We start from the raw sequence: 25,767 nt of genomic DNA, 5'->3' as shown, positions 1-25,767 counted from the left end.
CCTATCCGACGACAAGATCATAAGGGCTTGTTCAATGTCTGCATCCCTCGCATTCGTCTTCCCCGGTCAAGGTTCCCAGTCGCTGGGCATGCTCAAAGAACTGGGCGCTGAAAAGCCGGTGATCGTTGAGACCTTCAAGGAAGCCTCCGAGGCTCTGGGTTACGACCTGTGGGAGCTGGTCCAGGAAGGCCCGGAAGAGCAACTCAATCAAACCGACAAGACCCAACCGGCCATTCTCACTGCCTCCATCGCCCTGTGGCGCCTGTGGCTGGAGGAGGGTGGCGCGCAGCCGGCCTTCGTGTCGGGCCACAGCCTGGGCGAGTACAGCGCTCTGGTCGCTGCTGGCAGCCTGTCGCTCAAAGACGCCGTCAAGCTGGTCAAGCGCCGTGGCGAACTGATGCAGGAAGCCGTGCCGGCCGGTCATGGCGCCATGGCCGCCATCCTCGGCCTGGGCGACGATGATGTGAAGGCCATTTGCGCCGAAGCGGCCGAAGATGAAGTGGTCAGCGCAGTCAACTTCAACTCGCCGGGCCAGGTGGTCATCGCCGGCAACGTCGCGGCGGTCAATCGTGCCATCGAGCTGTGCAAGGCCAAGGGCGCCAAGCGCGCCTTGCCGCTGCCGGTCAGCGTGCCGTCGCACTGCGCCCTGATGAAGCCGGCTGCCGATCGTTTCGCCGAGCACGTCAATGCCGTCGAATGGAAGGCGCCGCAGATTCCGGTAGTGCAGAACGTTACTGCCGCCGTCGCCGCCGACCTCGACACCCTCAAGCAGGATCTGCTGGCGCAGCTGTATCAGCCGGTTCGCTGGGTTGAATGCGTGCAGACCCTCGCCGCGAACGGCGCGGTCAACCTGGTCGAATGTGGCCCGGGCAAGGTGCTGGCCGGCCTGAACAAGCGTTGCGCCGACGGTGTGACCACCTACAACCTCAACACCCCCGACGCCGTCGCCGCCACCCGTGCGGCGCTGGCCTGAATTTGGAGAAGCTTGCATGAGCCTGCAAGGTAAAGTTGCACTGGTTACCGGCGCCAGCCGGGGTATCGGCCAGGCCATCGCCCTCGAGCTGGGCCGCCAGGGCGCTACCGTGATCGGTACCGCCACCTCGGCTTCCGGTGCCGAGCGCATCGCTGCCACCCTGAAAGAGCACGGTATCACCGGTACCGGCATGGAGCTGAACGTCACCAGCGCCGAGTCGGTGGAGGCGGTACTGGGTGCCATCGGCGAGCAGTTCGGTGCCCCGGCCATTCTGGTCAACAACGCTGGCATCACCCGCGACAACCTCATGCTGCGCATGAAGGACGACGAGTGGTTCGACGTGATCGACACCAACCTGAACAGCCTCTACCGTTTGTCCAAGGGCGTGCTGCGTGGCATGACCAAGGCGCGTTGGGGTCGTATCATCAGCATCGGCTCGGTCGTCGGTGCCATGGGTAACGCTGGCCAGGCCAACTATGCGGCCGCCAAGGCCGGCCTGGAAGGCTTCAGCCGCGCCCTGGCGCGTGAAGTCGGCTCGCGCGGCATCACCGTCAATTCGGTGACCCCAGGCTTCATCGATACCGACATGACCCGCGAATTGCCAGAAGCGCAGCGCGAAGCCCTGCAGACCCAGATTCCGCTGGGCCGCCTGGGTCAGGCCGAAGAAATCGCCAAGGTGGTTTCCTTCCTGGCATCCGACGGCGCAGCCTATGTCACCGGCGCTACCGTGCCGGTGAACGGCGGGATGTACATGTAACACTGCAACTCAATGTGACGGATTGCTTAAAAAAAGAGTCATACTCCCAGCCTAAAATCCGTTATAAAGCTGCAACCAGATTCCAGGCAGGGGGCAGGGTGACTGAAGCGAAGGTGCGTTCCGCTTGAAAAGCGAACGTCTTTCTATAAAATTGGTCACCGGCCAGCTGCCTGACATATATCCATTAGGAGTGAAAACTAGGTATGAGCACCATCGAAGAACGCGTCAAGAAAATCGTCGCCGAGCAACTGGGCGTCAAGGAAGAGGAAATCAAGAACGAATCTTCTTTCGTTGATGATCTGGGTGCCGACTCGCTTGACACCGTTGAGCTGGTGATGGCTCTGGAAGAGGAATTCGAGACCGAAATCCCTGACGAAGAAGCCGAGAAGATCACTACCGTTCAAGCTGCCATCGACTACGTCAACGCCCACCAGGCTTAAGACGCTGTAGTCGACGCTTCTTGTCGAGAAGAACCGCACTGCCTTTGCCGGCGTGCGGTTTTTTCTTTGCGAAGGTCCTGCAATGATCCGCGGGCTTCGAGAGCCTGTTGCCATTTCATTCCATTGCCTTGAATGCAATGGCAAGAGACTCTGTTATTAGAAAAGGAGAGTACTGTGTCGCGTAGACGCGTCGTGGTCACTGGTATGGGTATGCTGTCGCCACTGGGTACGGATGTACCGAGCACCTGGCAGGGCATTCTGGCTGGCCGCAGTGGCATCGGTCCGATCGAGCATACGGACCTTTCTGCCTACTCCACCCGTTTTGGCGGCTCGGTGAAGGGCTTTGAGGTCGAGCAGTACCTGTCGGCCAAGGAAGCTCGCAAGCTTGACTTGTTCATCCAGTACGGCCTGGCGGCCGGTTTCCAGGCGGTACGCAATGCCGGCCTGGAAGTCACCGACGCCAACCGCGAGCGCATTGGCGTGGCCATGGGCTCTGGGATCGGCGGCCTGACCAATATCGAAGAAACCAGCCGCACCTTGCACGATCAAGGCCCGCGCCGCATTTCGCCGTTCTTCGTGCCAGGCTCGATCATCAACATGATCTCCGGCTTCCTGTCGATCCATCTGGGGTTGCAGGGCCCCAATTATGCCATTGCCACTGCCTGCACCACTGGCACCCACTGCATCGGCATGGCTGCTCGCAACATCGCCTACGGTGAAGCCGACGTGATGATCGCCGGTGGCGCCGAAATGGCCGCTTGCGGCTTGGGCATGGGTGGCTTCGGTGCTTCTCGCGCACTGTCGACCCGCAACGATGAGCCGGCCCGTGCCAGCCGCCCGTGGGACAAGGGGCGTGACGGTTTTGTACTCTCCGACGGCGCCGGTGCGCTGGTGCTCGAAGAGCTGGAGCATGCCCAGGCCCGTGGTGCGACCATCTATGCCGAGCTGGTTGGTTTCGGCATGAGCGGCGACGCTTACCACATGACTTCGCCACCCGACAGTGGCGAAGGCGCTGCGCGCTGCATGGCCAACGCCTTGCGTGATGCTGGCATCCAGCCGGCTGAGGTCAGCTACATCAACGCCCACGGTACCTCGACTCCGGCTGGCGATATCGCTGAAGTCGCGGCGATCAAGCGCGTGTTTGGCGAGCACGCCTACAAGCTGGCTGTCAGCTCGACCAAGTCGATGACCGGTCACCTGCTGGGGGCTGCGGGCGCTGTAGAGGCGATCTTCAGCGTGCTGGCGATCAACAGCCAGATGGCACCGCCAACCATCAACCTCGATGAGCCGGACGAAGGCTGCGACCTCGACTTCGTGCCCCATCAGGCGCGCAGCATGCCGATCGACGTAGTGCTGTCCAACTCGTTCGGCTTTGGTGGCACCAACGGCTCGCTGGTGTTCCGCCGGTTCGCCGGCTGATGCACAGCTGGATCGACGGCCAGCCCGCGACTGCGGTCAACCTGCAGAACCGTGGCCTGGCGTACGGCGATGGTCTGTTCGAGACCATCGCCGTACGCAGTGGCCGCCCCAGCATGCTGGACGGTCACCTGGCGCGTCTGGCCCTGGGCTGCCAGCGCCTGGCAATCGATGCCGACCTGGCGTTGGTGCGCGATGAAATCCTGCGTTATGCCAGCCAGCTGGGTGACGGTGTCGCCAAGCTGATCCTCACCCGGGGCGACAGCCAGCGTGGCTATGCGCCGTTGGCAGGTGCCGCGCCGCGGCGCATCCTGCTGGGCAGCCCGCTGCCCGGCTACCCTGCCGAACATGCCGAACACGGTGTGCGTCTTTTCCCTTGCCAGACCCGGCTTGGGGAACAACCGTTGCTGGCAGGCCTCAAACACCTCAACCGCCTGGAGCAGGTGCTGGCCCGTGCCGAATGGCAGGACAGCGAACATGCCGAAGGCTTGATGTGTGATGGGCAAGGCAGGCTGGTCGAAGGTGTTTACAGCAATCTTTTCCTGGTGCGCGGCGGCGTGTTGCTTACTGCCGAGCTCAGCCGTTGCGGCGTGGCAGGGGTGATGCGCGGTGCGTTGCTGGAACAGGCGCAGGCACTGGCCATTCCGGTGCAGGTGCGTGACCTGCCGTTCGACGAGCTTGCGCTGGCCGATGAGGTATTCATCTGCAACAGCGTTTATGGGGTCTGGCCGGTGCGGGCTTTTGCTGCGCTGAACTGGTCGCCGGGCTCGCTCACCCGTAAACTGCAGGCCTTTGCCCGTACGTTACTGGATACCTGAATTCGTGAGACGCAAAATCCTGCTGCTGCTGGAAATGGGCTTGATCCTGGCCGGCCTGGCATTGGGCTGGTCTGCCTGGAAGGTCAACTCGGTGCTGGAGCAGCCCTTGCGCGTGACGCAGGAGCAACTGCTCGACGTGCCCAGTGGCACCAACCCCAATCGCATGTTCTACCGCATGGAGGGCGAGGGGTTGCTCGATGACGCCTTCTGGTTGCGCCTGTACTGGCGCTTCAACATGGCCGGCACACCCCTGAAAACCGGCGAATATCGCATCACGCCGGGCATGACCGTCGAAGCGTTGTTCGACGCCTGGCGCCGTGCCGATGTGGTGCAGTACAACCTGACCCTGGTGGAGGGTTGGACGTTCCGCCAGGTGCGTTCGGCGATCGCCAGGCACGAGAAGATCAAGCACACCCTCGATGGCCTTACCGACTCCGAAGTCATGGACAAGCTTGGCCACACCGGCGTGTTTCCGGAGGGCCGCTTCTTCCCTGATACCTACCGTTTCGTGCGGGGCATGAGTGACGTCGAGCTGCTGCAGCAGGCCTATATGCGGCTGGACGAAGTGCTGGCCAAAGAGTGGGCCGAGCGCGCCACCGACTTGCCTTATCGTGACCCGTACCAGGCGTTGATCATGGCCTCGTTGGTGGAGAAGGAAACCGGCATCCCCCAGGAGCGCGGGCAAATTGCCGGGGTGTTCGTTCGTCGCCTGCGGCTGGGGATGATGCTGCAGACAGACCCTACGGTCATCTACGGCATGGGCGAACGCTACAACGGCAGAATCACCCGCGCCGACCTGCGTGAGCCAACGCCTTACAACACCTATACCATCTCTGGCCTGCCGCCCACGCCAATCGCCATGGTCGGGCGAGAGGCGATCCACGCTGCGCTCCATCCAGCCGATGGCACCAGCCTGTACTTCGTCGCCCGGGGTGATGGCAGCCATGTGTTCTCCGATGACTTGGACGATCACAATTCTGCAGTGCGCGAGTATCAGCTCAAGCGCCGTGCGGATTACCGGTCAAGCCCCGCTCCCCAAGCGTCGCCAGAGTCTGGCGAACCCTCTGCCCAGGACCCGGCACCGGCCAGCGACCCCGCGCCGGCCGACGCGCCTGCGGCTGACGAACAACATTAAGGACTGCCTGTGAGCGGCTTGTTTATTACCCTGGAAGGCCCCGAAGGCGCGGGCAAAAGTACCAACCGTGATTACCTGGCAGCACGCCTGCGAGAGCAGGGGCTGGATGTGGTGCTTACCCGCGAGCCTGGCGGTACTCCGCTGGCTGAAAAGGTCCGCGAACTGCTGTTGGCACCGAGTGATGAAGTGATGGCTGCCGACACCGAGCTGTTGTTGGTGTTCGCCGCGCGCGCTCAGCATCTGGCGCAGGTGATCCGCCCGGCGCTGGAGCGTGGGGCCGTGGTGCTATGTGATCGTTTCACGGACGCTACCTACGCCTACCAAGGCGGTGGCCGCGGCCTTTCGGTAGAGCGGATCGCCGTGCTCGAGCAGTTCGTTCAAGGCGAGCTGCGCCCCGACCTGACGCTGGTTTTCGACCTGCCGGTGGAAGTAGGGTTGGCCCGTGCTGCCGCCCGTGGGCGGCTGGATCGTTTCGAGCAGGAGGGCCAGGCCTTCTTCGAGGCCGTGCGCCAGGCTTACCTGCAGCGCGCCCGGCGCGAGCCGCAGCGCTACGACCTGCTGGACGCGGCGCAGCCGCTGGAAGCCGTGCAGCGCGCCATTGACGCGCTGTTGCCGGGCATCCTGGAGCGTTGCCGTGGCTGAAGCCTACCCTTGGCAGCAGGCGCTGTGGCAGCAGTTGGCGGGGCGTGCGCAGCATGCCCACGCCTACCTGCTGCACGGGCCGCAGGGTATCGGCAAGCGCGCCTTGGCCGAGCGCCTGATGGCCCGCTTGTTGTGCCAGCAGCCACAGGGGCTTGATGCCTGCGGGCAGTGCAAGTCCTGCTTGCTGCTCAAAGCGGGCAGCCATCCGGACAACTTTGTGCTGGAGCCTGAAGAGGCTGACAAGCCGATCAAGGTCGATCAGGTGCGCGAACTGGTGTCGTTCGTCGTGCAGACGGCGCAGTTGGGCGGGCGCAAGGTCATCCTGATCGAGCCGGTCGAGGCGATGAACGTCAATGCGTCCAACGCCCTGCTCAAAAGCCTGGAAGAGCCTTCCGGCGACACCGTGCTGCTGCTGGTCAGCCACCAGCCCAGCCGCCTGTTGCCGACCATCAAGAGCCGCTGCCAGCAGGTCAGCTGCCCGCAGCCTAGCCTTGCCCAGAGCCAGGCCTGGCTGGCCACCGCGCTGGCCGGCAGTGACGAGGCCGAGCGTGACGAGCTGCTGACCCTTGCTGCCGGCTCGCCGTTGATGGCGGTGAACCTGCAGGCCCAAGGTGTGCGCGAGCAACGTACGCTGGTGACCGATGGGGTGAAAAAGCTGCTCAAGCAGCAGCAATCACCCAGTCAGCTGGCCGAGGCGTGGAGTGGTGTGCCCTTGTTGCTGCTGTTCGACTGGTTCTTCGACTGGTCGCACCTGATCCTGCGTTATCAATTGACCCAGGACGAGGAGGGGCTAGGCTTGGCCGATATGCGCAAGGTGGTGCAATACCTTGCGCAGAAGAGCCGGCAGGCCAAGGTGCTCGAGGTGCAGGCGTGGATTCTCGAGCAGCGCCAGAAGGTGCTGGGCAAGGCCAACCTCAACCGCGTGCTGCTGCTGGAAGCCTTGTTGGCCCATTGGGTGCAGTTGCCCGGCTCCCGCTGATTTTTCATTTTTCATGTGTGACGTCTCCCATGCTCGTAGATTCTCATTGCCACCTCGACCGTCTTGACCTCAGTGCCCATCAGGGCTCCCTCGATGCCGCCCTGCAGGCGGCCCGCGAGCGCGGGGTCGGGCATTTTCTGTGTATCGGTGTCAGCGCCGAAAATGCCGGGGCAGTGAAGGCGCTGAGCGAGCAGTACGCCGATGTCGACTGCTCGGTGGGCGTGCACCCGCTTGACCTGGCCCCCGGCGAGACCCCAGCGCTGGAATGGCTCCTGCGCGAACTGGCGCACCCGCATGTCGTCGCGATCGGTGAAACCGGGTTGGACTACCACTACGAGCCGGAGGCGGCCGAGCTGCAGCAGGCGTCGTTCCGCCTGCACCTGGAGGCGTCGCGCCAGACCGGCAAGCCGGTGATCGTGCATACGCGAGCAGCCAAAGCCGACACCTTGGCGCTGCTGCGTGAGGCCAGCCTGCCGCAGGCCGGCGTGCTGCATTGCTTCACCGAGGACTGGGAAATGGCCAAGGCGGCCCTGGACCTGGGCTACTACATTTCGCTGTCCGGTATTGTCACCTTCCGCAATGCCGATGCCTTGCGCGAGGTCGCGCGACAGGTGCCGGTCGATCGCTTGCTGGTGGAGACCGACTCGCCGTACCTGGCTCCGATTCCTTACCGTGGCAAGCCTAACCTGCCGCAGTATGTGCGTGAGGTGGCCGAGTACGTGGCTTCCTTGCGCGGCGTCAGCTATGAGCAGTTGGCCGGGCAGACTACCGACAACTTCAAGCGGTTGTTCCCTTTGGCCCGGGTGGCCTGAGCCGGGCGCTGACTTTCAAGGGCGCTGCAAATCTGCCCGTGGCCCCAGCTGCGCCATTGAGGCAAAAAAAACCCGGGTTCTGGGGGAGGAATCCGGGTTAAGACCATTAGGAGTAAAACAAAGGTACGCGGTCCGTGAGCACCTTTATCGACGCGCCACTGGGGGGGATGCGCCGCGCCAACACTTCAAGTATTGGTCAGGTTTGGCGCAGTGCCAGTGCCAATTGTTCGTTTTTTAAACAGATTTGGAATACGCGCGGGCCCGCTTCCTTCCTCAGCGCATGGCCAGGCGCCGTACTTGCTGCACAGCTTCGTCGATAAGCTGCTCACTGGTATAGAAGTGCGGCGAAAAGCGCACACCTGGGCCTCGTAGAGCACAGATCGTCCGCTCTGCGGTCAGGCTGCGGTGAATGTCTGCGCTGTTCTGGCCGCAAATACTGAATGTGACGATTCCACCCCGTCGCGCCGGGCTATCCGGGCTGTGCAACTGGACCCCGGAAATACCCGCCAGCCCTTGGTGCAACTGCTCGACACGTTGCTGCAATTGCCGGGCAACTTCGTCCATGCCGACTTCCTCGAGCAGCGACAGGCTGGCCTCCAGCGCGCAGGCGCCGAGCATGTTCGGGCTGCCGCATTCGAACCGCCGTGCGCTGCGGGCGGGCTGCCACTGGCGGCGTTCGAAGTCACCCATATTATCCAGCATGTGCCAGCCATAGGCGTTGAGCCTTAGCTGCGGGCGCAGCGCGGCCCTGCAGTAAAATACCCCCAGGCCTTCAGGGCCCAGCATCCATTTGTGCCCGTCAGCCATGGCGAAATCACACTCATAGCGCTGCACGTCGAAAGGCAGGGCGCCAATTTGCTGAATGGCATCGACGCAGAACAGTACCTTGCGTGCCCGGCACCCCTGGCCCAGGCGCGTCAGGTCCAGGCGCAGGCCGCTGCCGAACTGCACGGCGCTGACCGCCAGCAGGCGTGTGCGCCGGTTGCAGGCCGCCAGTAGCGAAGCCTCCGGATCGGCCCCGGCGAGGCTTGCCTGAACCACCTCGACGCCGCGATCGGTCAGCGCCTCCCAGACAACCCGGTTGGAGGGGAACTCCTCGTCGCTGATCACCACCTGGTCGCCGGGCTGCCAGTCCAGGCCGAAAGCTACCAGTGACAGCGCCTCGGAAGTGTTCTTGACCAGCGCGATATCGCCGCGTGAGGGTGCGTTGAGCAGGCGCGCGAGCCGCTCACGCAGGCGTCGCTCGGTGGCCAACCATGCCGGGTAGTCACTGGCGCCCAGGTTCACGTTTTCCCGCGCAAAGCGCGCCACGGCTTCGCTGGCCCTGCGTGGCCAGGGGGCGATGGCCGCGTGGTTCAGGTAGCGCAGCCCCGGAGCCTGGTCAAACTCATCGTGAAACATAGACATGGTTGGATGATCCGTGCAATTTGCTGCAAGTTAGGCATAATAAACCGCTTCAATGTCATCCAGTCCTTCCCATGCAGAAAGAACCTCGTAAGGTCCGTGAGTTTCGCCGTCGCGAACAGGAAATCCTCGATACTGCGCTCAAGCTGTTTCTCGAACAGGGTGAAGACAGTGTCACCGTCGAGATGATCGCTGACGCTGTAGGTATCGGCAAAGGTACGATCTACAAGCACTTCAAGTCCAAGGCGGAGATCTACCTGCGCCTGATGCTCGACTACGAGCGTGACCTGAATGCGCTGTTGCATTCGGCCGATGTCGATCGCGACAAGGAGGCGCTGTCGCGCGCCTATTTCGAGTTCCGCATGCGCGACCCGCAGCGTTACCGGTTGTTCGATCGCCTGGAAGAAAAGGTGGTCAAGGGCAACCAGGTGCCGGAGATGGTCGAGGAGCTGCACAGCATCCGTGCCTCCAACTTCGACCGGCTGACCCAGCTGATCAAGGGCCGCATCAGCGAAGGCAAGCTCGAAGACGTGCCGCCATACTTCCATTACTGCGCCGCCTGGGCCTTGGTGCACGGTGCCGTGGCGCTCTACCACTCGCCATTCTGGAGCAATGTGCTCGAGGACCAGGAAGGTTTCTTCCAGTTCCTCATGGACATCGGCGTGCGCATGGGCAACAAGCGCAAGCGTGACCCGGAACCCGCGAACTGAAGCGCTCCGTCCCGCTCGGTTGAATCCGGTGTGGAACGGGGGCTTGCAAAAACCTGAATTTTGAGTCAGGTTTTGCCGGCCCCGTTTCATCCATGCCGGAGTCATTCATGATTGTCGATCGTCAAGGCAGGCGTTTTCGCAACCTGCGCGTCAGCCTGACGGCTGCCTGCAACTATGCCTGCAGCTACTGCGTGCCCAACGGCAAACGCCTGGTTGCGGCGCAGGATGAGCTGTCCGCCGAGGCGCTGGCCCGCGGGGTGGCCTATCTGATCGAGGCAGCCGGTATAGAGCGCCTGCGTATTACCGGCGGTGAGCCACTGGTCAGCCCCAGGCTGGATGCTTTTTTGGCTGCAGTGGCCAAGCTCGAGCTCCAGGACATCACCCTGACTACCAATGGTCAGTTGCTCGGGCGCAAGTTGCCGCAGTTGCAGGCGGCCGGCATCCGTCGTCTAAATGTGTCCCTCGATACGCTCGACCCCCAGGCATTTCGGCGCATCGCCCGTGGTGGCGACCTGGCCAGCGTTCTCGCGGGCATGCAGCAGGCCAGTGCCAGGGGCATGCAGATCAAGGTCAACATGGTACCCATGCGTGGGCAGAACCTGGACCAGGTTGTACCCATGCTCGACTACTGCCTGGCCCGAGGTTTCGAACTGCGTTTCATCGAACTGATGCGCATGGGCCATCTGGCCCGTGATCACAACGCATTCCTGCAGCAGTTCGTGGGGCTGGACCAACTGCTGGATCTGATTGGCCACGCGCATGCTTTTGAGAGGGCCGATGCGCCGCTGGATGCCACTGCGCTGCGTTACCAGGTGCCGGGCAAGGGCCATTTCGGTGTGATCGCCAACGAGAGCGTACCGTTCTGCCGGAGCTGCTCGCGCCTGCGCCTGTCATCTACCGGCTGGCTGCACGGGTGCCTGTCGTCGAGCAACCGTCACTTTGTCGGCGATCTGCTGGAGCAGCCCCGTCATCAGGCGCTCCCAGCCCTGCAGCGGTTGCTGGTCAAGGCGTTGGCCGACAAACAGGCGCTGGCGTTTTCCGGTGACGTGATGGTGATGAAGGTGATTGGCGGCTGATCTGGCGCAAAAGCTGCATCCGCCGGCTATTCGCCGGTTTTTCGTCGCCGGTCACTGGAGGAAAGATGCGTAGCCTGGTCTTGCTGCTGGCGCTTATGGCGCTGGGCGGCTGCATGAATGTCAGCGATATGGGCGAGGGCGTCCGTTACCACATGAGCGATGCCGGCCTGCTGGATCACAGCGACACACGCCGCACGCTGTCGATTCGCCTGCAGCCCGATTCGTTCATCTTCATCGGCCAGGGCGCCTTCATGCCGCCAAGCAAAGGGCCAGTACCGAAGCAGAACGTGGTTGCCGAGGAGGCCTTCAAGAGCTTCGTCGAGTATTTCCCGCTGGTACGGCGCGCCCAGGGCCCGCTGGGCCTCGAAGAGGCCATCGCCGAGGCCCGGTCGGTCGGCGCCGACTATGTGCTGTATACCCGTTTTGCCCGCACCGACGACCGTATCGGCAATGGCGATGAGTGGTACGACGAGCAGGCTGTCGACCGCCTGGGCTGGGACACCGGTGTGGTGCAGATGATGCTGATCGAAACCAGTACCCGCTACCTCATCGACACTGCGCGAATCAAAAGCCGTGGCGGTTTGTTGACGTTCCACGACAATGCTCCGCAGGATTTGCTCGCAGCGCCGATGCGCGAGTACGCTCGTAGCCTTCTGGGCATGAGTGAGTGAGGGCAGGGTGATGACAGATTCCGGCAAGGCCAATGATCTTCTGGCGCAGTTACCCAAGCACAAGGGCCTGCCGCCGGTGCATCTGTGGAATCCGGACTTCTGTGGCGATATCGATATGCGTATTGCCCGTGATGGTACCTGGTACTACCTGGGTACGCCGATCGGGCGCAAGCCGATGGTGCGCTTGTTTTCTACCATCATCCGCCGGGATGGCGACGACTACTTCCTGGTCACGCCGGTAGAGAAAGTGGGTATTCGGGTCGACGATGCGCCGTTCGTTGCCGTTGCGCTGGATGTGCGGGGCACGGGCGAGCAGCAGGTGCTGAGTTTTACCAGCAACGTCGAGGATCAGGTAGAGGCCGGGCCGCGCAATCCGCTGCGGGTAGAGGTTGACCCTGTCACTCAGGAGCCTTCGCCTTATGTGCTGATGCGCAACAATCTAGAGGCGTTGATCCATCGCAATGTGTTCTACCAGTTGGTCGAGCTGGCGGTGCCTCGTGAGATCGATGGCGAGCAATGGCTGGGCGTCTGGAGCCATGGGCAGTTCTATCCCATCGGGCGCAACTGCTGAATACCTCGGCGTAGCAATAAAAAAACCTCCAGTGCTTGCGCATCTGGAGGTTTTTAGTATTTGGCTCCGCGACCTGGACTCGAACCAGGGACCCAATGATTAACAGTCATTTGCTCTACCGACTGAGCTATCGCGGAATCTGCGCATATCTTACCGATTGCCAGGGGCAAGTCAACCCGCCCCCAGCGAATCAGCCAGCCAAATCAAGCAGTTACAGCACTTCTACGATAGCCTTGGTGACCACGTGGATGTTGCTCTGGTTGAGTGCGGCCACGGCGATGCGGCCTGTGTCCAGTGCATAGATGCCGAACTCGTTCTTAAGGCGTGCCACTTGCTCTACGGTCAGGCCCGAATAGGAGAACATGCCCGCTTGGCGGCCAACGAAGCTGAAGTCGCGCTTGGCGCCGTACTCGGCCAGCAGTTCGACCATCTGCTTGCGCATGCCGTGGATGCGCTGGCGCATTTCACCCAGCTCGGCTTCCCACATCTGGCGCAGTTCGGCGCTGTTGAGTACGGTGGCAACGATGGTTGCGCCGTGGGTCGGCGGGTTGGAGTAGGTGGTGCGGATCACGCGCTTGACCTGCGACAGCACGCGGGTGCTTTCGTCTTTGTTGCCGGTCACGATCGACAGTGCGCCAACGCGCTCGCCGTACAACGAGAACGACTTGGAGAACGAGCTGGAAACGAAGAAGTCCAGGCCCGACTCGGCGAACAGGCGCACGGCGAAGGCGTCTTCGCCGATGCCCTCGCCAAAGCCCTGGTAGGCCATGTCGAGGAACGGCACGTGGCCCTTGGCCTTGACTACTTCCAGAACGTTTTTCCAGTCGTCCAGGCCCAGGTCGACGCCTGTCGGGTTGTGGCAGCAGGCGTGCAGGACAATGATCGAGCCAGACGGCAGGTTGTTCAGGTCTTCGAGCATGCCGGCGCGGTTGACGTCGTTGCTCGGGGCGTCGTAGTAGCGGTAGTTCTGTACCGGGAAGCCGGCCGTTTCAAACAGGGCGCGGTGGTTTTCCCAGCTCGGGTCGCTGATGGCGACCACGGCATTGGGCGACAGGCGCTTGAGGAAGTCGGCGCCGATCTTTAGTGCACCGGTACCGCCAACGGCCTGCACGGTAACCACGCGGCCAGCGGCCAGCAGTGGCGACTCGGCGCCGAAGATCAGTTTCTGCACGGCCTGGTCGTAGGTGGCGATGCCGTCGATCGGCAGGTAGCCGCGCGAAGCGTGCTGGGCGGCACGCTGGGTTTCGGCTTCGATCACGGCGCGCAGCAGCGGAATGCGGCCTTCCTCATTGCAGTACACGCCCACGCCCAGGTTGACCTTGTCGGTACGGGGATCGGCGTTGAATGCTTCGTTGAGGCCCAGAATGGGGTCGCGGGGTGCCAGCTCGACAGCGGAAAACAGGCTCATTGTTACCTTGGCTCTGAATGGAGAGTGATAGGGCGTACACGCTCCAGCCGAATGCACTGAAGCGGTGCACAAACGGGGAGTCAGTATAGTGATACCGACCGGTCACTGCGACAGTGTGGCGCAGCTTTTCCGGCTATTTGCGCAAATTTTTTTCAACCATTGGTCGAATTGCCGGGTCCACCGCAGGGAGCGTTCACACCGCCGCCTTGAATGCGCCCCCAGGCGGGCACATTTGGGTATAGACTACTGGCTAAATTTACAGTTGCTGCGTTAGCGCGAGGTCCGACATGTCCGAGTTCCAGCTCGTCACCCGTTTCCAGCCGGCCGGCGACCAGCCCGAGGCCATCCGCCAGATGGTAGAGGGCATCGAGGCGGGTCTGTCGCACCAGACCCTGCTCGGTGTGACCGGTTCGGGCAAGACCTTCAGCATTGCCAACGTCATTGCGCAGGTGCAGCGCCCGACCTTGGTGCTGGCGCCCAACAAGACGCTCGCCGCGCAGTTGTATGGCGAGTTCAAGGCGTTCTTCCCGAACAACGCCGTCGAGTATTTCGTTTCCTATTACGACTATTACCAGCCCGAAGCCTACGTGCCTTCCTCGGACACCTTCATCGAGAAGGACGCTTCGATCAACGATCATATCGAGCAGATGCGGCTGTCTGCGACCAAGGCGCTGCTGGAGCGTCGCGATGCGATCATCGTCACCACGGTTTCTTGCATCTACGGCCTGGGCAGCCCCGAAACCTACCTGAAGATGGTCCTGCACGTCGACCGCGGCGACAAGCTTGACCAGCGCGCGCTGTTGCGCCGCCTGGCCGATCTGCAGTACACGCGCAACGAGATGGACTTTGCCCGTGCCACCTTCCGGGTACGCGGCGACGTCATCGATATCTTCCCGGCTGAATCGGACCTCGAAGCCATCCGCATCGAGCTGTTCGACGACGAGGTGGAGAACATCGCTGCGTTCGACCCGCTCACCGGGGAAGTCTTCCGCAAGTTGCCGCGTTTCACCTTCTACCCCAAGAGCCATTACGTTACCCCGCGGGAAACGCTGCTGGAGGCGGTGGAAGGGATCAAGGATGAACTCAAGGGCCGCCTCGAGTACCTGCACAAGGCCAACAAGCTGGTCGAAGCCCAGCGCCTGGAGCAGCGTACCCGGTTCGACCTGGAGATGATTCTCGAACTGGGTTACTGCAACGGCATCGAGAACTACTCGCGCTACCTGTCCGGGCGCCCGGCCGGTGCACCGCCGCCCACCCTCTACGACTACCTGCCGGACGATGCGCTGCTGGTGATCGACGAATCCCACGTCAGCGTTCCGCAGGTCGGGGCGATGTACAAGGGCGACCGCTCGCGCAAGGAAACGCTGGTCGAGTACGGCTTTCGCCTGCCATCGGCGCTGGACAACCGGCCGATGCGCTTCGATGAGTGGGAGTCGGTCAGCCCGCAAACCATCTTTGTCTCGGCAACGCCCGGGCCTTACGAAGCCGAGCACGCCGGGCGGGTGGTCGAGCAGGTGGTGCGCCCGACCGGGTTGGTCGACCCGCAGGTCGAGGTGCGTCCGGCGCTGACCCAGGTCGACGACCTGCTGTCGGAAATCCACAAGCGCGTGGCGCTGGGCGAGCGGGTGCTTGCCACCACGTTGACCAAGCGCATGGCTGAGGATCTCTCCGACTACCTGGCCGATCACGATGTGCGGGTGCGCTACCTGCACTCGGACATCGATACCGTGGAACGGGTCGAAATCATCCGTGACCTGCGCCTGGGCACTTTTGATGTACTGGTGGGCATCAACCTGCTGCGCGAGGGCCTGGACATGCCCGAGGTGTCACTGGTGGCGATCCTGGACGCCGACAAGGAAGGGTTCCTGCGCTCCGAGCGCTCGCTCATCCAGACCATCGGGCGTGCCGCGCGCAACCTCAATGGCCGCGCGATTCTCTATGCCGATCAGATAACCGGCTCCATGCAGCGTGCTATCGATGAAACCGAGCGCCGCCGCGAGAAGCAGATCGCTTTCAACCAGGCCAATGGCATCGTGCCCAAGGGCGTGGTCAAGGACATCACCGATATCATGGAAGGCGCCACCGTGCCGGGGTCGCGTAGCAAGAAGCGCAAGGGCATGGCCAAGGCCGCCGAGGAGAGCGCCCGTTACGAGGCCGAACTGCGCACGCCGGGCGAGATCACCAAGCGCATCAAGCAACTGGAAGAGAAAATGATGCAGTTTGCCCGCGACCTGGAATTCGAGGCGGCGGCGCAGTTGCGCGACGAGATTACCAAGCTGCGCGAGCGGTTGATTACCAGTTGAAGCCTGGTTCGGTCCTTGGGGAGCGGCATGATGTTTGGCGGTCTCCAGGCGTCCGATAGCCCAATAACCCACCTCCCGCGCTGGAGCGCGGTGCCCGCACCCTGCTAACATCGTGCCTTTGTTTCATCTTTCGTTCGAGACCCTCCATGACCACCGTACGCACGCGTATCGCGCCATCGCCCACGGGCGACCCCCATGTCGGCACCGCCTACATCGCCCTGTTCAACTACTGCTTCGCCAAGCAGCATGGCGGTGAGTTCATCCTGCGCATCGAGGACACCGACCAGTTGCGCTCGACCCGCGAGTCGGAGCAGCAGATCTTCGACGCCCTGCGCTGGCTTGGCATCGAATGGAACGAAGGCCCGGATGTGGGCGGCCCGCACGGCCCGTACCGGCAGAGCGAGCGCGGCGAGATCTACGCCCAGTACGCCAAGCAACTGGTCGATGCCGGCCATGCGTTCTACTGCTTCTGCACCGCCGAAGAGCTGGAGCAGATGCGCGCCGAGCAGATGGCCCGTGGCGAAACCCCGCGCTACGATGGCCGCGCGTTGCTGCTGAGCGACGAGCAAGTGCAGCGCCGCCTGGCCGCTGGCGAGCCCCATGTGATCCGCATGAAGGTACCGAGCGAAGGTATCTGCGTGGTTCCGGACATGCTCCGTGGCGATGTCGAGATCCCATGGGACCGCATGGACATGCAGGTGCTGATGAAGAACGACGGCCTGCCGACCTACTTCCTGGCCAACGTGGTCGACGACCACCTGATGGGCATCACCCACGTACTGCGCGGTGAAGAGTGGCTGCCATCGGCACCCAAGCTGATCAAGCTGTACGAATACTTCGGTTGGGAGCAGCCCAAGCTGTGCTACATGCCGCTGCTGCGCAACCCGGACAAGAGCAAGCTCTCCAAGCGCAAGAACCCGACCTCGGTGACCTTCTACGAGCGCATGGGCTTCATGCCTGAGGCCATGCTCAACTACCTCGGCCGCATGGGCTGGTCGATGCCGGACGAGCGCGAGAAGTTCTCCCTGGCCGAAATGGTCGAGCACTTCGACCTGTCGCGTATCTCTCTGGGCGGCCCGATCTTCGACATCGAGAAGCTGTCGTGGCTCAACGGCCAGTGGCTGCGCGAACTGCCGGTGGAAGAATTCGCCGCGCGCGTGCAGAAGTGGGCGTTCAACAGCGACTACATGATGAAAATCGCCCCGCACGTGCAGGGGCGGGTCGAAACCTTCAGCCAGGTTGCTCCGCTGGGTGGTTTCTTCTTCGAGGGCGCGCTCAAGCTCGACGCCAAACTGTTCGAAAGCAAGAAACTCTCCGCCGACCAGGTGCGCCAGGTGATGCAGTTGATCCTGTGGAAACTGGAAAGCCTTCGCCAGTGGGAAAAAGAGCGTATCACCGGCTGCATCCAGGCAGTGGTCGAAGCGCTGGAGCTGAAGCTGCGTGACGCCATGCCGCTGATGTTCGCCGCCATCACCGGCCAGGCCAGCTCGGTGTCGGTGCTCGATGCCATGGAGATCCTCGGCCCTGACCTTACCCGCTATCGCCTGCGCCAAGCCCTGGACCTGCTCGGTGGTGTGTCGAAGAAAGAAAACAAAGAGTGGGAAAAGCTGCTGGCCAACATCGCTTGATGCGGCTTTGACGCGGGGCCATTGCCAGCGGGCTATGCCGCTGGCAATGGTTCAAGTGCTCAAAAGCAGAGTGCGCAAATCAGGGCAGGGTGGTAAGTGGTTGTTATCTGTGAAAAAACTTTTGGATATTTTCAAAATTTCGTTTGACAGCCCTGCAATCCGAACTTAATATGCGCCCCGTCCACAGCGATGAACGAAACGAAGCGCCAGGCACCCAGCCGGTGATTCAGTTCAAAGCGACATTGTGGGGCTATAGCTCAGCTGGGAGAGCGCCTGCATGGCATGCAGGAGGTCAGCGGTTCGATCCCGCTTAGCTCCACCAAATTCCGCTTAACAGCTTCGGCTGATAAGCAAGACCGGGTCCAGCAACCGGGTCTTGAAGGTAAGAAGGTTCGTCCCCTTCGTCTAGTGGCCTAGGACACCGCCCTTTCACGGCGGTAACAGGGGTTCGAGTCCCCTAGGGGACGCCAGTTTTGCACAAGCGATGTTCAATGCGTCGCTGGGCCGAGAGGCTAGAAATCCGGGGCTATAGCTCAGCTGGGAGAGCGCCTGCATGGCATGCAGGAGGTCAGCGGTTCGATCCCGCTTAGCTCCACCAATTTAGCCAGGGTTCGCAGCAGCGAATCTTCGCGAAGGTTACGTCCCCTTCGTCTAGTGGCCTAGGACACCGCCCTTTCACGGCGGTAACAGGGGTTCGAGTCCCCTAGGGGACGCCACTTTACCCGCGTTTTGCGGGACTTAAAGAGGCTCATTCGCATATTGGATGAGCCTTTTGTTTTCGGGGCTATAGCTCAGCTGGGAGAGCGCCTGCATGGCATGCAGGAGGTGCGGTTCATGCTCCACACAGCGACGCAGCTTCGCGAAGTATGTCCCCTTCGTCGTGGTGGACACTGCCCTTCGGCGGTAACTTGGTCCCCAGGGACGCCATTTCCGCGTTTTGCGGACTTTAAGCTGATTATTGAATGGGCTTTGTTTCCTCCTGAAAATGCACCGACGACGGTGGTCGATTCTGCCAAAAAATTTGAGATAATATTTCGATCATCATATTCTGATCGTGAGCCGGCCATGAGCGACAAGAAGACCAAGACCCGCGAGCGGATCCTTGAGGCTGCGCGAAGCGCGTTGATCCAGCACGGCCCCGCCGAGCCAAGCGTCAGCCAGGTCATGGGTGCTGCAGGGCTTACTGTGGGAGGCTTCTATGCGCACTTCGACAGCAAGGACCAGCTCATGCTCGAGGCATTTCGCCAATTGCTCAGCGAGCGCAGGGCCCTGCTGGCTCACGTTGACCCGAGCCTGGACGGGGAAGGGCGGCGGGCGCTGGTGAGCGCGTTCTACCTGTCGCGCAAGCACCGCGATGCGCAGGTGCATGCCTGCCCGCTGCCCAATTCGATCGGCGAGATGCAGCGCCTGCCAGACGTGTTTCGCGAGGTACTGGCCGAGCACATCGAATTGATGACGGCGGCGATGGTTGACCGCCCTGAAGATGCCGACAAGGCCCTGGCTGATCTGGCCCTGATGATAGGCGGCCTGGCCCTGGCGCGTGCCTTGGGCACGGGCGAGCTTTCTGACCGCATCCTGCGTGCCGCCAAATCGGCGGTTATCTAAGCTTCTGACCCTGGAGCAAGGCGATGACTACCCTGAGCTGGATTCGCGGCGTGAATGGCACCCTGGGGCGTCTGGCCCCCGAGCATGTGGCCGGCAAGATGCGCCGGGCCTTCATGACCCCGCGCAACCTGCCGCCAAGGCAGTGGGAGTTGCCATTGCTGGCGAGCGCCGAGCGCATCACCCTGCGCTTCGGGCTGTCGGCATTGCGTTGGGGGCAAGGCCCGACCGTGTTGCTGATGCACGGCTGGGAAGGGCGTGCGACCCAGTTTGCCGCGTTGATCGAAACCCTGGTAAAGGCCGGGCATACCGTGGTCTCTCTGGAGGGGCCGGCCCATGGCTGTTCGCCTGGGCAGCAAGCGCACGTGGTGCTGTTTGCCCGTGCGCTGCTGGAGGCTGCCGCCGAACTGCCGCCGTTGCGTGCCGTGATAGGCCATTCCATGGGCGGTGCCAGTGTCTTGCTGGCACTGCAGATGGGGCTTCGGGCCGAGGCTGCGGTGAGTATTGCAGCGCCGGCCCAGCTGCTTGGTGTGCTGCGCGGCTTCGCCCGCCACCTTGGCCTGCCGGCGCGAGCCAGGGCCGCGTTCATCCGCAAGGTCGAACAGGACGTCGGCATGCAGATCAACCGCCTGGATGTCAGTGGTTACCAGTTGGAGCTGCCAGGGCTGGTCGTGCATGCCGCCGATGATGCCTTGGTGCCCGCCGGTGAGGCCGAGATCATCCACAAGGCCTGGTTCGACAGCCGCCTGCTGCGGCTGGAGGAGGGTGGCCACCAGCGCGTGCTCGCCGACCCGCGCGTGAGCGAGGCGGTGCTCGAATTACTGGCGCGTGTCAGTGCGCCCGCCCGGCAAAGCGCTTGAACATCCGATACACTCTGCCCGTTCACTGACATTGGGAGCGGGCATGAGTTGGGACCTGGCAACGCCATTCATCATCGACCTGCGCGTCGGCAGCGAGGACATCGACGGCCTCGGGCACGCCAATAACGCGGTCTACGTCACGTGGCTGGAGCGTTGCGCCTGGCGCCACTCCCAGCGCCTGGGGCTGGACCTGGCCGAATACCGGCGCCTGGACCGGGCCATGGCGGTGGTGCGCCATGAAATCGACTACCTCGCTGCAGCCTACGAAGATGACGAGTTGCAACTGGCAACCTGGATCATCGATTGGGATCAGCGCCTGCGCATGTCCCGGCGCTTCCAGCTCAGGCGCCCGCGTGACGGTGTGACGCTGCTGCGCGCGCAGACCACCTTTGCCTGCATCGAGTTGTCCAGTGGCAAACCCAGGCGCATGCCGGCGGAGTTCATCGACGGGTACGGTCCTGCGCTGATCGGCGCCTGAATACCCGGCATTTTTTGGTAGACTGCCGGCTTTTCCCGCCGAGACCTCGAAATGCAAATTGCCCTGGCCCCTATGGAGGGGCTGGTCGACAACATCCTGCGCGACGTTCTGACCCGAGTGGGCGGCATCGATTGGTGCGTCACCGAGTTCATCCGCGTGTGCGACCGCCTGTTGCCTGCTTCTTCCTTCGACAAGCTCGCACCTGAACTGCGTCAGGGCGCGCGCACGGCTGCCGGTGTACCCATGCGTGTGCAGTTGCTGGGCTCGGACCCCGTCTGCCTGGCCGAAAACGCTGCGCTGGCCTGTGAGCTGGGGGCGCCGGTGATTGACCTTAATTTCGGTTGCCCGGCCAAGACCGTGAACAAGTCACGCGGCGGCGCAGTGCTGCTCAAGGAGCCCGAACTGCTGCACGCCATCGTGCGTGAAGTGCGGCGCGCAGTGCCGGCGCACATCCCGGTCACCTCCAAGATGCGCCTTGGCTTCGATACCCCGGACGGTGCGCTCGATTGTGCGACCGCGCTGGCTGAGGGCGGCTCGGCGCACCTGGTGGTACATGCACGCACCAAAGTCGAGGGCTATAAGCCGCCAGCGCACTGGGAGTGGGTGGCGCGGGTGCAGGATGTGGTGAAGGTGCCGGTGTTCGCCAACGGTGAGATCTGGACCGTGGACGACTGGCGGCGTTGCCGCGAGGTGAGCGGCGCCGAGGACATCATGCTCGGGCGGGGGCTGGTGTCGCGGCCGGACCTGGCCTTGCAGATTGCGGCTGCGCGGGACGGGCGTGAGTACCAGCCGATGAGTTGGGAGGCGTTGTTGCCTTTGCTGCGCGAGTTCTGGCGCCAGGCCCAGGCCAAGCTGTCGCCGCGCTACGCACCGGGGCGGATGAAGCAGTGGTTGGCGATGCTGACGCGTAGCTACCCCGAGGCGGTGCTGCTGTTTGCCGAGCTGCGCAGGGAAGATGATTGCCAGCGGATCAGCCGGTTACTGGGCGTTGAAGTGCAGGCATTCGAGGAATGTGTCGCGTGATCAGTTCTGCCTGGGGCCGGTAAAGCCGCCGCAAAATTTTTTGTTTTTGCCCCTTGAAAGCCATCTCCTGAGCCCTATTTATTCAGTACGCGATGCCGAAGCCGGGTCGCGTAGTGACTTTACTTGCTGAATCTCAGGAGTTTATGACCATGACCACCGCTTTCTCTCTTGCACCTCTGTTCCGCCATTCCGTTGGCTTCGACCGTTTCAACGACCTGTTCGAGTCTGCGGCACGTAACGAGGCGGGTAGCAGCTACCCTCCCTACAACGTTGAAAAGCATGGCGATGACCACTATCGCATCGTCGTTGCCGCAGCCGGTTTCCAGGAGCAGGACCTCGACCTTCAGGTCGAGAAAGGCGTCCTGACCGTGATCGGCGGCAAACGCGAAAACGGCGCCGCAGAAGTGACCTACCTGCACCAGGGCATCGCCCAGCGCGCGTTCAAGCTGTCGTTCCGCCTGGCGGACCATATCGAGGTCAAATCGGCAGGCCTCGCCAATGGGCTGCTCAGCATTGACTTGCTGCGCATTGTGCCGGAAGAAGCCAAGGCCAAGCGCATCCCGATCAATGGTGACAAACCAGCACTCAACTGAGGCTGGCGGCGTTATCAGGGCTGCTACGCAGCCCATCGCCGGCAAGCCGGCTCCTACCCTGTGGGAGCCGGCTTTCCTGCATTGGGCCGCCTGGCGGCCCCAAATCCCTTTTTCCTTGCTCAGAAATCGGCGGGGGCCTCCAGCAGCATCTGCCGGAACTCCGGTAGCGGCAGCGGCCGGCTGTGCAGGTAACCCTGGTACAGGTGGCACCCCAGCCGCTCCAGAAATTCCAGTTGCTCTGTCAGCTCAACGCCTTCGGCGATCACCGCCAGGTCAAGGCTGCGCGCCATGGCGACGATGGCGCGGACAATCTCGGCGTCGTTGGAGTCTTGCGGGGCGTCGCGCACGAAGGTCTGGTCGATCTTCAGCGCGTCCACCGGCAAGCGCTTGAGGTAGGTCAGCGAGGAATAGCCCGTACCGAAATCATCCATGGCGAAGCTCACCCCATAGCGTTTGAGCTCGCGCATCTTGCTGATGGTGTCTTCCAGGTTCTGGATCACGATGCCCTCGGTGATTTCCAGCTTGAGCATGTGCCGCGGCAGACGGTAGTCGTCCAGGCTGCGCAGCACCCGTTGGACGAAGTCGTTCTGGCGGAACTGCCGGGGGCTGATGTTCACGCACAGGCTGAAATCATCGGCATCGATCAACCCGTCTGCGAGCATGCGCGAACAAGCGTCGCAGGCTTCGTCGAGTATCCAGCTGCCAACTTCCAGGATCAGGCCGCTTTCCTCCAGCACCTGGATGAACTGAGCCGGCGGTTGCTGGCCCAATTGCGGGTGATGCCAGCGCAACAGTACCTCGGCCCCGACAATGCGGTTGTCGCGGGCATCCACCTGGGGCTGAAAGTGCAAGGCCAGCTCGCCCCGTGCCAGGGCCAGGCGCAGGTCGCTTTCCATGCGCAAGCGCTCGCTGGCGGCCTTCTGCATGGTGGTATGGAACAGCTGGGTGGTGTTGCGCCCTGAGTCCTTGGCGCGGTACAGGGCGATATCGGCGCGTTTGAGCAGGTCGGCGGGGGTGGTGCCGTGGTCGGGGATCAGTGCCACGCCAATGCTTGGGGTTACCTGCAGACGCTGGCCGTCCAGCGACATGGGTTCGGCCAGCAGTTCGCGCAGGGTATCGGCCAGCTCCCGAACCTTGTTCTCCACCGCTTCGCGGCTGCCTTCCAGGCCACTGAGCAGTACCACGAATTCATCACCACCCAGGCGTGCCACCGTGTCTTCCAGGCGCACACTGGCTTCCAGGCGGGCGGTGATGATCTTCAGCACCGTGTCGCCCACCGGGTGGCCGAGGGAGTCGTTGATGTGCTTGAAATGGTCGAGGTCGAGGAACAGCAGGGCGCCGCGCAGGTTGTGCCGGCGCAGCAGGGCGATCTGTTGGCTCAGGCGGTCCATCAGCAAGGCGCGGTTGGGCAGGTTGGTCAGCGGGTCGTGGTAGGCCAGGTGGCGGATCTGTGCCTGGGCATTCTTCAACTGGCTGACATCGCGCGCAGTGAGTAACAGGCAATCGGCCTCGTTGAGGCTGATCGGCTCAACCGATACTTCTACAGTGAGAATGTCGCCACGCTTGTTGCGCCCGAGCATCTCCCGGTGGTGTACCCGGCCACGCTCCTTCAGCTCCACCAGCAACGCGTTGCGCTGCTTGTCGTCGGCCCAGATACCCAGCTCATAGACGCTGCGGCCGATCACTTCGGCGGTGCTGTAGCCGGTCAGCCGGCAGAAGCCATCGTTGACTTCCACATAGCGACCGCTGTGGCGCTCGGTGATGGTGATGGCGTCCGGGCTGGAGTGAAATGCCTTGGCGAACTTCTCTTCACTGGACTTGAGCGCCGCTTCGGCCCGTTGCTGCTGGGTTATATCGCGCAGGGTCGTGACGCTGCAGGGCTGGTTGTCGACGCTGACCAGCCGGCTGGAAATCACACAGGTCAGTGGTGAGCCGTTGCGGTGGTTGACCACCACGGCGACATTGCTCAGGGCCTGTTCGCGGATAACCCGTTCGATGCGGTGGGCGCGTTCGATCGACTCGGCCCACAGGCCGATCTGTTCGGCGGTGCGGCCGATCACCTGTTCGGCGCTCCAGCCGAAGGTTTGGGTGAAGGCCGGGTTGATCTCGATGAACTGGCCAGTGTCCTGGCGGGTTACGCAGATCGGGTCGGGGCTGACCTGGAAAAGGCTGGCGAACTTCTCTTCCGAGGCGCTAAGGCGCAGTTCGCGCTCGACCTGCTCGGTGATGTCCAGAAGGGTGCCAGCCATGCGCAACGGGTTGCCGTGCTCGTCGCGGTACAGGCGAGCGCGGCTTTCGATGTAGCGTGAAGCGCCGTTTTCCAGTTGCACCCGGTAGGTTATCTGGTAGTTGCCTTCTGGGCCTTCGCGCAGGCTGCGGTAAGCCTGGCGCATGCCATCGCGTTCGTCCTGGGGCACGCCTTCGAAAAATGCGTCGAACGATTCGTGAAAGGGTATCGGGTCCAGCCCGTGCAATTGTGCGGCACGGGCCGAGCCATAGAGCATGCCGCTGGGTATGTGCCAGTCCCAGGTGCCCAGTTGCGCCGAGTCCAGGGCCAGGTCAAGGCGTTCCTGGCTATCCTTGAGCGCTTGCTCGGCGCGTTTGCGCTCGGACGTGTCGACGAAGGTGCTGAGCAGGAACGTCACCCCTTCCAGTTCGATGCCCTGGGCGCACAGGATGCCATCGTGGATCTTGCCGCTGCTGGCGCGCAACTGCACTTCCAAGATGGCCGGGCCGCCGCTGGCACGGGTCGCATCCAGTACCAGGTGGCGCTGCTCCGGGGTTGCCCAGAGGCCCAGCTCCAGGGTGGTCTTGCCGATCACTTGGTCACCGGGCCAGCCGAACATGTCTTCGAAATGCTGGTTGACTTCAAAAATCATGCCGTCGTGGTGGCGGGTGAGCAGAATTGCGTTGGGGCTCAGGTGGAACAGGGTGGCAAAGCGTTTCTCCGAGTTGATCAGGGCGGTTTCCCGCTCGCGCTGGCGGGTTATCTCGCGGATTACCCCGATCATCTGAGGCCGGCCCTGGCGGTCATGGGTCAGGCTGCCGTTGATTTCCAGCCAGTGCAGGCTGCCATCCGGCCAGCGGATGCGATGGCGCATGGCTTTCTCGGCCGGTTCACCGTTGACCACTGCCTGGAACAGTTGGCGTGTGCGGGCGCGATCTTCTTCCGGCAACAGGTCCAGGTAGTCGATGTCGTTGGGCAAGGGGCGCTGCGGATCGAAACCGAACAGTGCCTGGGTGCCGCGCGACCAGCTGACCCTGCCACTGTCGATGTCCCACAGCCAGGCGCCCAGGCGGGCACCATTGAGCGCAGCCAGCAATTGCGGAGCGTTCTGCCAGGCCAGTTCCGACTCCTGGGGGTCGGCCGCAGGGATGCGCGGCAGGCGCGGAAAGCGGTTTGCTGATTTGGGCATGGATACCAGACCTTTGGCGTTTGACGCGTCCCTGGTTGGAATTGCAGGGCTG

The 25,767-nt window shown here is 62.6% G+C and carries 23 protein-coding genes and 5 tRNA genes; 24 read left to right on the top strand and 4 right to left on the bottom strand.

Annotated features, from left to right (window positions below):
* Nucleotides 1–34: 34 nt before the first annotated feature.
* From fabD to NGJ21_RS05030, 9 genes are all read left to right on the top strand, one after another.
* The gene (gene fabD / locus NGJ21_RS05070; protein WP_046786559.1) at nt 35–973 is read left to right on the top strand and encodes an ACP S-malonyltransferase; all 939 of its coding nucleotides are present in this window, start codon (nt 35–37) and stop codon (nt 971–973) included.
* Between the two features lie 16 nt (nt 974–989).
* Entirely contained in the window at nt 990–1,730 is a 741-nt protein-coding gene (gene fabG / locus NGJ21_RS05065; RefSeq protein WP_008096412.1) for a 3-oxoacyl-ACP reductase FabG, read from the top strand.
* Nucleotides 1,731–1,933: 203 nt separating this feature from the next.
* Complete coding sequence (gene acpP / locus NGJ21_RS05060) at nt 1,934–2,170, top strand: acyl carrier protein (RefSeq protein ID WP_039603098.1); 237 nt, start codon at nt 1,934–1,936, stop codon at nt 2,168–2,170.
* 174 nt (nt 2,171–2,344) lie between these two features.
* A complete protein-coding gene (gene fabF, locus NGJ21_RS05055) occupies nt 2,345–3,589 on the top strand; it encodes a beta-ketoacyl-ACP synthase II (RefSeq protein ID WP_046786557.1) in 1,245 nt (414 codons plus the stop codon).
* Nucleotides 3,589–4,404 carry an aminodeoxychorismate lyase gene (gene pabC / locus NGJ21_RS05050; RefSeq protein WP_251961904.1) on the top strand — a complete coding sequence of 272 codons (816 nt, stop codon included), beginning with the start codon at nt 3,589–3,591 and terminating at the stop codon, nt 4,402–4,404. Before fabF ends, pabC begins: the two co-directional genes overlap by 1 nt.
* 4 nt (nt 4,405–4,408) lie before the next feature.
* A complete protein-coding gene (gene mltG / locus NGJ21_RS05045; protein WP_046786555.1) occupies nt 4,409–5,539 on the top strand; it encodes an endolytic transglycosylase MltG in 1,131 nt (376 codons plus the stop codon).
* A 9-nt stretch (nt 5,540–5,548) separates the two neighbouring features.
* Entirely contained in the window at nt 5,549–6,181 is a 633-nt protein-coding gene (tmk, locus tag NGJ21_RS05040; RefSeq protein WP_046786554.1) for a dTMP kinase, read from the top strand.
* Entirely contained in the window at nt 6,174–7,160 is a 987-nt protein-coding gene (locus NGJ21_RS05035) for a DNA polymerase III subunit delta' (RefSeq protein WP_115275623.1), read from the top strand. Before tmk ends, NGJ21_RS05035 begins: the two co-directional genes overlap by 8 nt.
* A gap of 29 nt (nt 7,161–7,189) precedes the next feature.
* Entirely contained in the window at nt 7,190–7,972 is a 783-nt protein-coding gene (locus tag NGJ21_RS05030) for a TatD family hydrolase (RefSeq protein ID WP_125924768.1), read from the top strand.
* A 273-nt stretch (nt 7,973–8,245) separates the two neighbouring features.
* Here NGJ21_RS05030 and NGJ21_RS05025 read toward each other — a convergent pair whose 3' ends face one another.
* Complete coding sequence (locus NGJ21_RS05025) at nt 8,246–9,379, bottom strand: aminotransferase class V-fold PLP-dependent enzyme (protein WP_174141821.1); 1,134 nt, start codon at nt 9,377–9,379, stop codon at nt 8,246–8,248.
* Nucleotides 9,380–9,450: 71 nt separating this feature from the next.
* Here NGJ21_RS05025 and NGJ21_RS05020 point away from each other — a divergent pair, with 71 nt between their 5' ends.
* The 4 genes from NGJ21_RS05020 to NGJ21_RS05005 all read left to right on the top strand — a co-directional run bounded on the left by NGJ21_RS05020 (nt 9,451) and on the right by NGJ21_RS05005 (nt 12,404).
* Complete coding sequence (locus NGJ21_RS05020) at nt 9,451–10,086, top strand: TetR/AcrR family transcriptional regulator (protein WP_046786550.1); 636 nt, start codon at nt 9,451–9,453, stop codon at nt 10,084–10,086.
* A 107-nt stretch (nt 10,087–10,193) separates the two neighbouring features.
* Nucleotides 10,194–11,162 carry a GTP 3',8-cyclase MoaA gene (locus NGJ21_RS05015; RefSeq protein ID WP_046786549.1) on the top strand — a complete coding sequence of 323 codons (969 nt, stop codon included), beginning with the start codon at nt 10,194–10,196 and terminating at the stop codon, nt 11,160–11,162.
* 65 nt (nt 11,163–11,227) lie between these two features.
* The gene (locus NGJ21_RS05010) at nt 11,228–11,833 is read left to right on the top strand and encodes a DUF4823 domain-containing protein (RefSeq protein WP_012313444.1); all 606 of its coding nucleotides are present in this window, start codon (nt 11,228–11,230) and stop codon (nt 11,831–11,833) included.
* Nucleotides 11,834–11,843: 10 nt separating this feature from the next.
* Nucleotides 11,844–12,404 carry a DUF1285 domain-containing protein gene (locus NGJ21_RS05005; protein WP_046786547.1) on the top strand — a complete coding sequence of 187 codons (561 nt, stop codon included), beginning with the start codon at nt 11,844–11,846 and terminating at the stop codon, nt 12,402–12,404.
* A gap of 61 nt (nt 12,405–12,465) precedes the next feature.
* Here the strand turns inward: NGJ21_RS05005 and NGJ21_RS05000 are convergent.
* Nucleotides 12,466–12,541 (bottom strand) — tRNA-Asn (locus NGJ21_RS05000).
* Nucleotides 12,542–12,615: 74 nt separating this feature from the next.
* Nucleotides 12,616–13,812, bottom strand: coding sequence for an amino acid aminotransferase (locus NGJ21_RS04995; RefSeq protein WP_039604031.1), 1,197 nt, complete (start codon nt 13,810–13,812; stop codon nt 12,616–12,618).
* A 287-nt stretch (nt 13,813–14,099) separates the two neighbouring features.
* Between NGJ21_RS04995 and uvrB the strand changes: the two genes are divergently transcribed.
* The 11 genes from uvrB (at nt 14,100) to NGJ21_RS04940 (ending at nt 22,299) form a co-directional block, all read left to right on the top strand.
* Complete coding sequence (uvrB, locus tag NGJ21_RS04990) at nt 14,100–16,115, top strand: excinuclease ABC subunit UvrB (RefSeq protein ID WP_251961903.1); 2,016 nt, start codon at nt 14,100–14,102, stop codon at nt 16,113–16,115.
* Between the two features lie 146 nt (nt 16,116–16,261).
* Nucleotides 16,262–17,743 carry a glutamate--tRNA ligase gene (gene gltX / locus NGJ21_RS04985; protein ID WP_119688524.1) on the top strand — a complete coding sequence of 494 codons (1,482 nt, stop codon included), beginning with the start codon at nt 16,262–16,264 and terminating at the stop codon, nt 17,741–17,743.
* 246 nt (nt 17,744–17,989) lie between these two features.
* A tRNA-Ala gene (locus NGJ21_RS04980) sits at nt 17,990–18,065 on the top strand.
* 72 nt (nt 18,066–18,137) lie between these two features.
* Nucleotides 18,138–18,213: transfer RNA gene (locus NGJ21_RS04975), tRNA-Glu, on the top strand.
* 52 nt (nt 18,214–18,265) lie between these two features.
* Nucleotides 18,266–18,341, top strand: a tRNA-Ala gene (locus NGJ21_RS04970).
* A gap of 42 nt (nt 18,342–18,383) precedes the next feature.
* Nucleotides 18,384–18,459, top strand: a tRNA-Glu gene (locus NGJ21_RS04965).
* Between the two features lie 349 nt (nt 18,460–18,808).
* Nucleotides 18,809–19,348, top strand: a complete 540-nt coding sequence (locus NGJ21_RS04960; protein ID WP_115275628.1) for a TetR/AcrR family transcriptional regulator — start codon at nt 18,809–18,811, stop codon at nt 19,346–19,348.
* Nucleotides 19,349–19,371: 23 nt separating this feature from the next.
* Nucleotides 19,372–20,205 carry an alpha/beta fold hydrolase gene (locus NGJ21_RS04955; RefSeq protein ID WP_119688525.1) on the top strand — a complete coding sequence of 278 codons (834 nt, stop codon included), beginning with the start codon at nt 19,372–19,374 and terminating at the stop codon, nt 20,203–20,205.
* A gap of 43 nt (nt 20,206–20,248) precedes the next feature.
* Nucleotides 20,249–20,683 (top strand): acyl-CoA thioesterase, encoded by a 435-nt coding sequence (locus NGJ21_RS04950; protein ID WP_251961902.1) that lies wholly within the window; start codon nt 20,249–20,251, stop codon nt 20,681–20,683.
* A 51-nt stretch (nt 20,684–20,734) separates the two neighbouring features.
* On the top strand, nt 20,735–21,706 hold the full coding sequence (locus NGJ21_RS04945) for a tRNA dihydrouridine synthase (RefSeq protein WP_046786541.1): 972 nt from the start codon (nt 20,735–20,737) through the stop codon (nt 21,704–21,706).
* Nucleotides 21,707–21,855: 149 nt separating this feature from the next.
* Entirely contained in the window at nt 21,856–22,299 is a 444-nt protein-coding gene (locus NGJ21_RS04940; protein ID WP_012313453.1) for an Hsp20 family protein, read from the top strand.
* A 119-nt stretch (nt 22,300–22,418) separates the two neighbouring features.
* Here NGJ21_RS04940 and NGJ21_RS04935 read toward each other — a convergent pair whose 3' ends face one another.
* On the bottom strand, nt 22,419–25,715 hold the full coding sequence (locus tag NGJ21_RS04935; RefSeq protein ID WP_115275631.1) for a PAS domain S-box protein: 3,297 nt from the start codon (nt 25,713–25,715) through the stop codon (nt 22,419–22,421).
* Between the last annotated feature and the right edge of the window lie 52 nt (nt 25,716–25,767).

It is taken from the genome of Pseudomonas sp. Marseille-Q5299, from assembly GCF_943737035.1.
In the GTDB taxonomy this organism is placed as follows: domain Bacteria; phylum Pseudomonadota; class Gammaproteobacteria; order Pseudomonadales; family Pseudomonadaceae; genus Aquipseudomonas; species Aquipseudomonas putida_E.
The sequence above is the reverse complement of the archived record's forward strand: the minus strand, read 5'-3'. Positions and strand labels throughout refer to the sequence as shown.

Coding starts and splice junctions, on each gene's coding strand:
- NGJ21_RS04960 (WP_115275628.1), top strand. CDS start 18,809: ATGAGCGACAAGAAGACCAAGACCCGCGAGCGGATCCTTGAGGCTGCG.
- NGJ21_RS04940 (WP_012313453.1), top strand. CDS start 21,856: ATGACCACCGCTTTCTCTCTTGCACCTCTGTTCCGCCATTCCGTTGGC.
- fabG (WP_008096412.1), top strand. CDS start 990: ATGAGCCTGCAAGGTAAAGTTGCACTGGTTACCGGCGCCAGCCGGGGT.
- fabD (WP_046786559.1), top strand. CDS start 35: ATGTCTGCATCCCTCGCATTCGTCTTCCCCGGTCAAGGTTCCCAGTCG.
- gltX (WP_119688524.1), top strand. CDS start 16,262: ATGACCACCGTACGCACGCGTATCGCGCCATCGCCCACGGGCGACCCC.
- NGJ21_RS05025 (WP_174141821.1), bottom strand. CDS start 9,379: ATGTCTATGTTTCACGATGAGTTTGACCAGGCTCCGGGGCTGCGCTAC.
- NGJ21_RS05020 (WP_046786550.1), top strand. CDS start 9,451: ATGCAGAAAGAACCTCGTAAGGTCCGTGAGTTTCGCCGTCGCGAACAG.
- NGJ21_RS04945 (WP_046786541.1), top strand. CDS start 20,735: ATGCAAATTGCCCTGGCCCCTATGGAGGGGCTGGTCGACAACATCCTG.
- NGJ21_RS04955 (WP_119688525.1), top strand. CDS start 19,372: ATGACTACCCTGAGCTGGATTCGCGGCGTGAATGGCACCCTGGGGCGT.
- NGJ21_RS05010 (WP_012313444.1), top strand. CDS start 11,228: ATGCGTAGCCTGGTCTTGCTGCTGGCGCTTATGGCGCTGGGCGGCTGC.
- uvrB (WP_251961903.1), top strand. CDS start 14,100: ATGTCCGAGTTCCAGCTCGTCACCCGTTTCCAGCCGGCCGGCGACCAG.
- NGJ21_RS04935 (WP_115275631.1), bottom strand. CDS start 25,715: ATGCCCAAATCAGCAAACCGCTTTCCGCGCCTGCCGCGCATCCCTGCG.
- pabC (WP_251961904.1), top strand. CDS start 3,589: ATGCACAGCTGGATCGACGGCCAGCCCGCGACTGCGGTCAACCTGCAG.
- NGJ21_RS05030 (WP_125924768.1), top strand. CDS start 7,190: ATGCTCGTAGATTCTCATTGCCACCTCGACCGTCTTGACCTCAGTGCC.
- NGJ21_RS04995 (WP_039604031.1), bottom strand. CDS start 13,812: ATGAGCCTGTTTTCCGCTGTCGAGCTGGCACCCCGCGACCCCATTCTG.
- acpP (WP_039603098.1), top strand. CDS start 1,934: ATGAGCACCATCGAAGAACGCGTCAAGAAAATCGTCGCCGAGCAACTG.
- NGJ21_RS05015 (WP_046786549.1), top strand. CDS start 10,194: ATGATTGTCGATCGTCAAGGCAGGCGTTTTCGCAACCTGCGCGTCAGC.
- NGJ21_RS04950 (WP_251961902.1), top strand. CDS start 20,249: ATGAGTTGGGACCTGGCAACGCCATTCATCATCGACCTGCGCGTCGGC.
- NGJ21_RS05005 (WP_046786547.1), top strand. CDS start 11,844: ATGACAGATTCCGGCAAGGCCAATGATCTTCTGGCGCAGTTACCCAAG.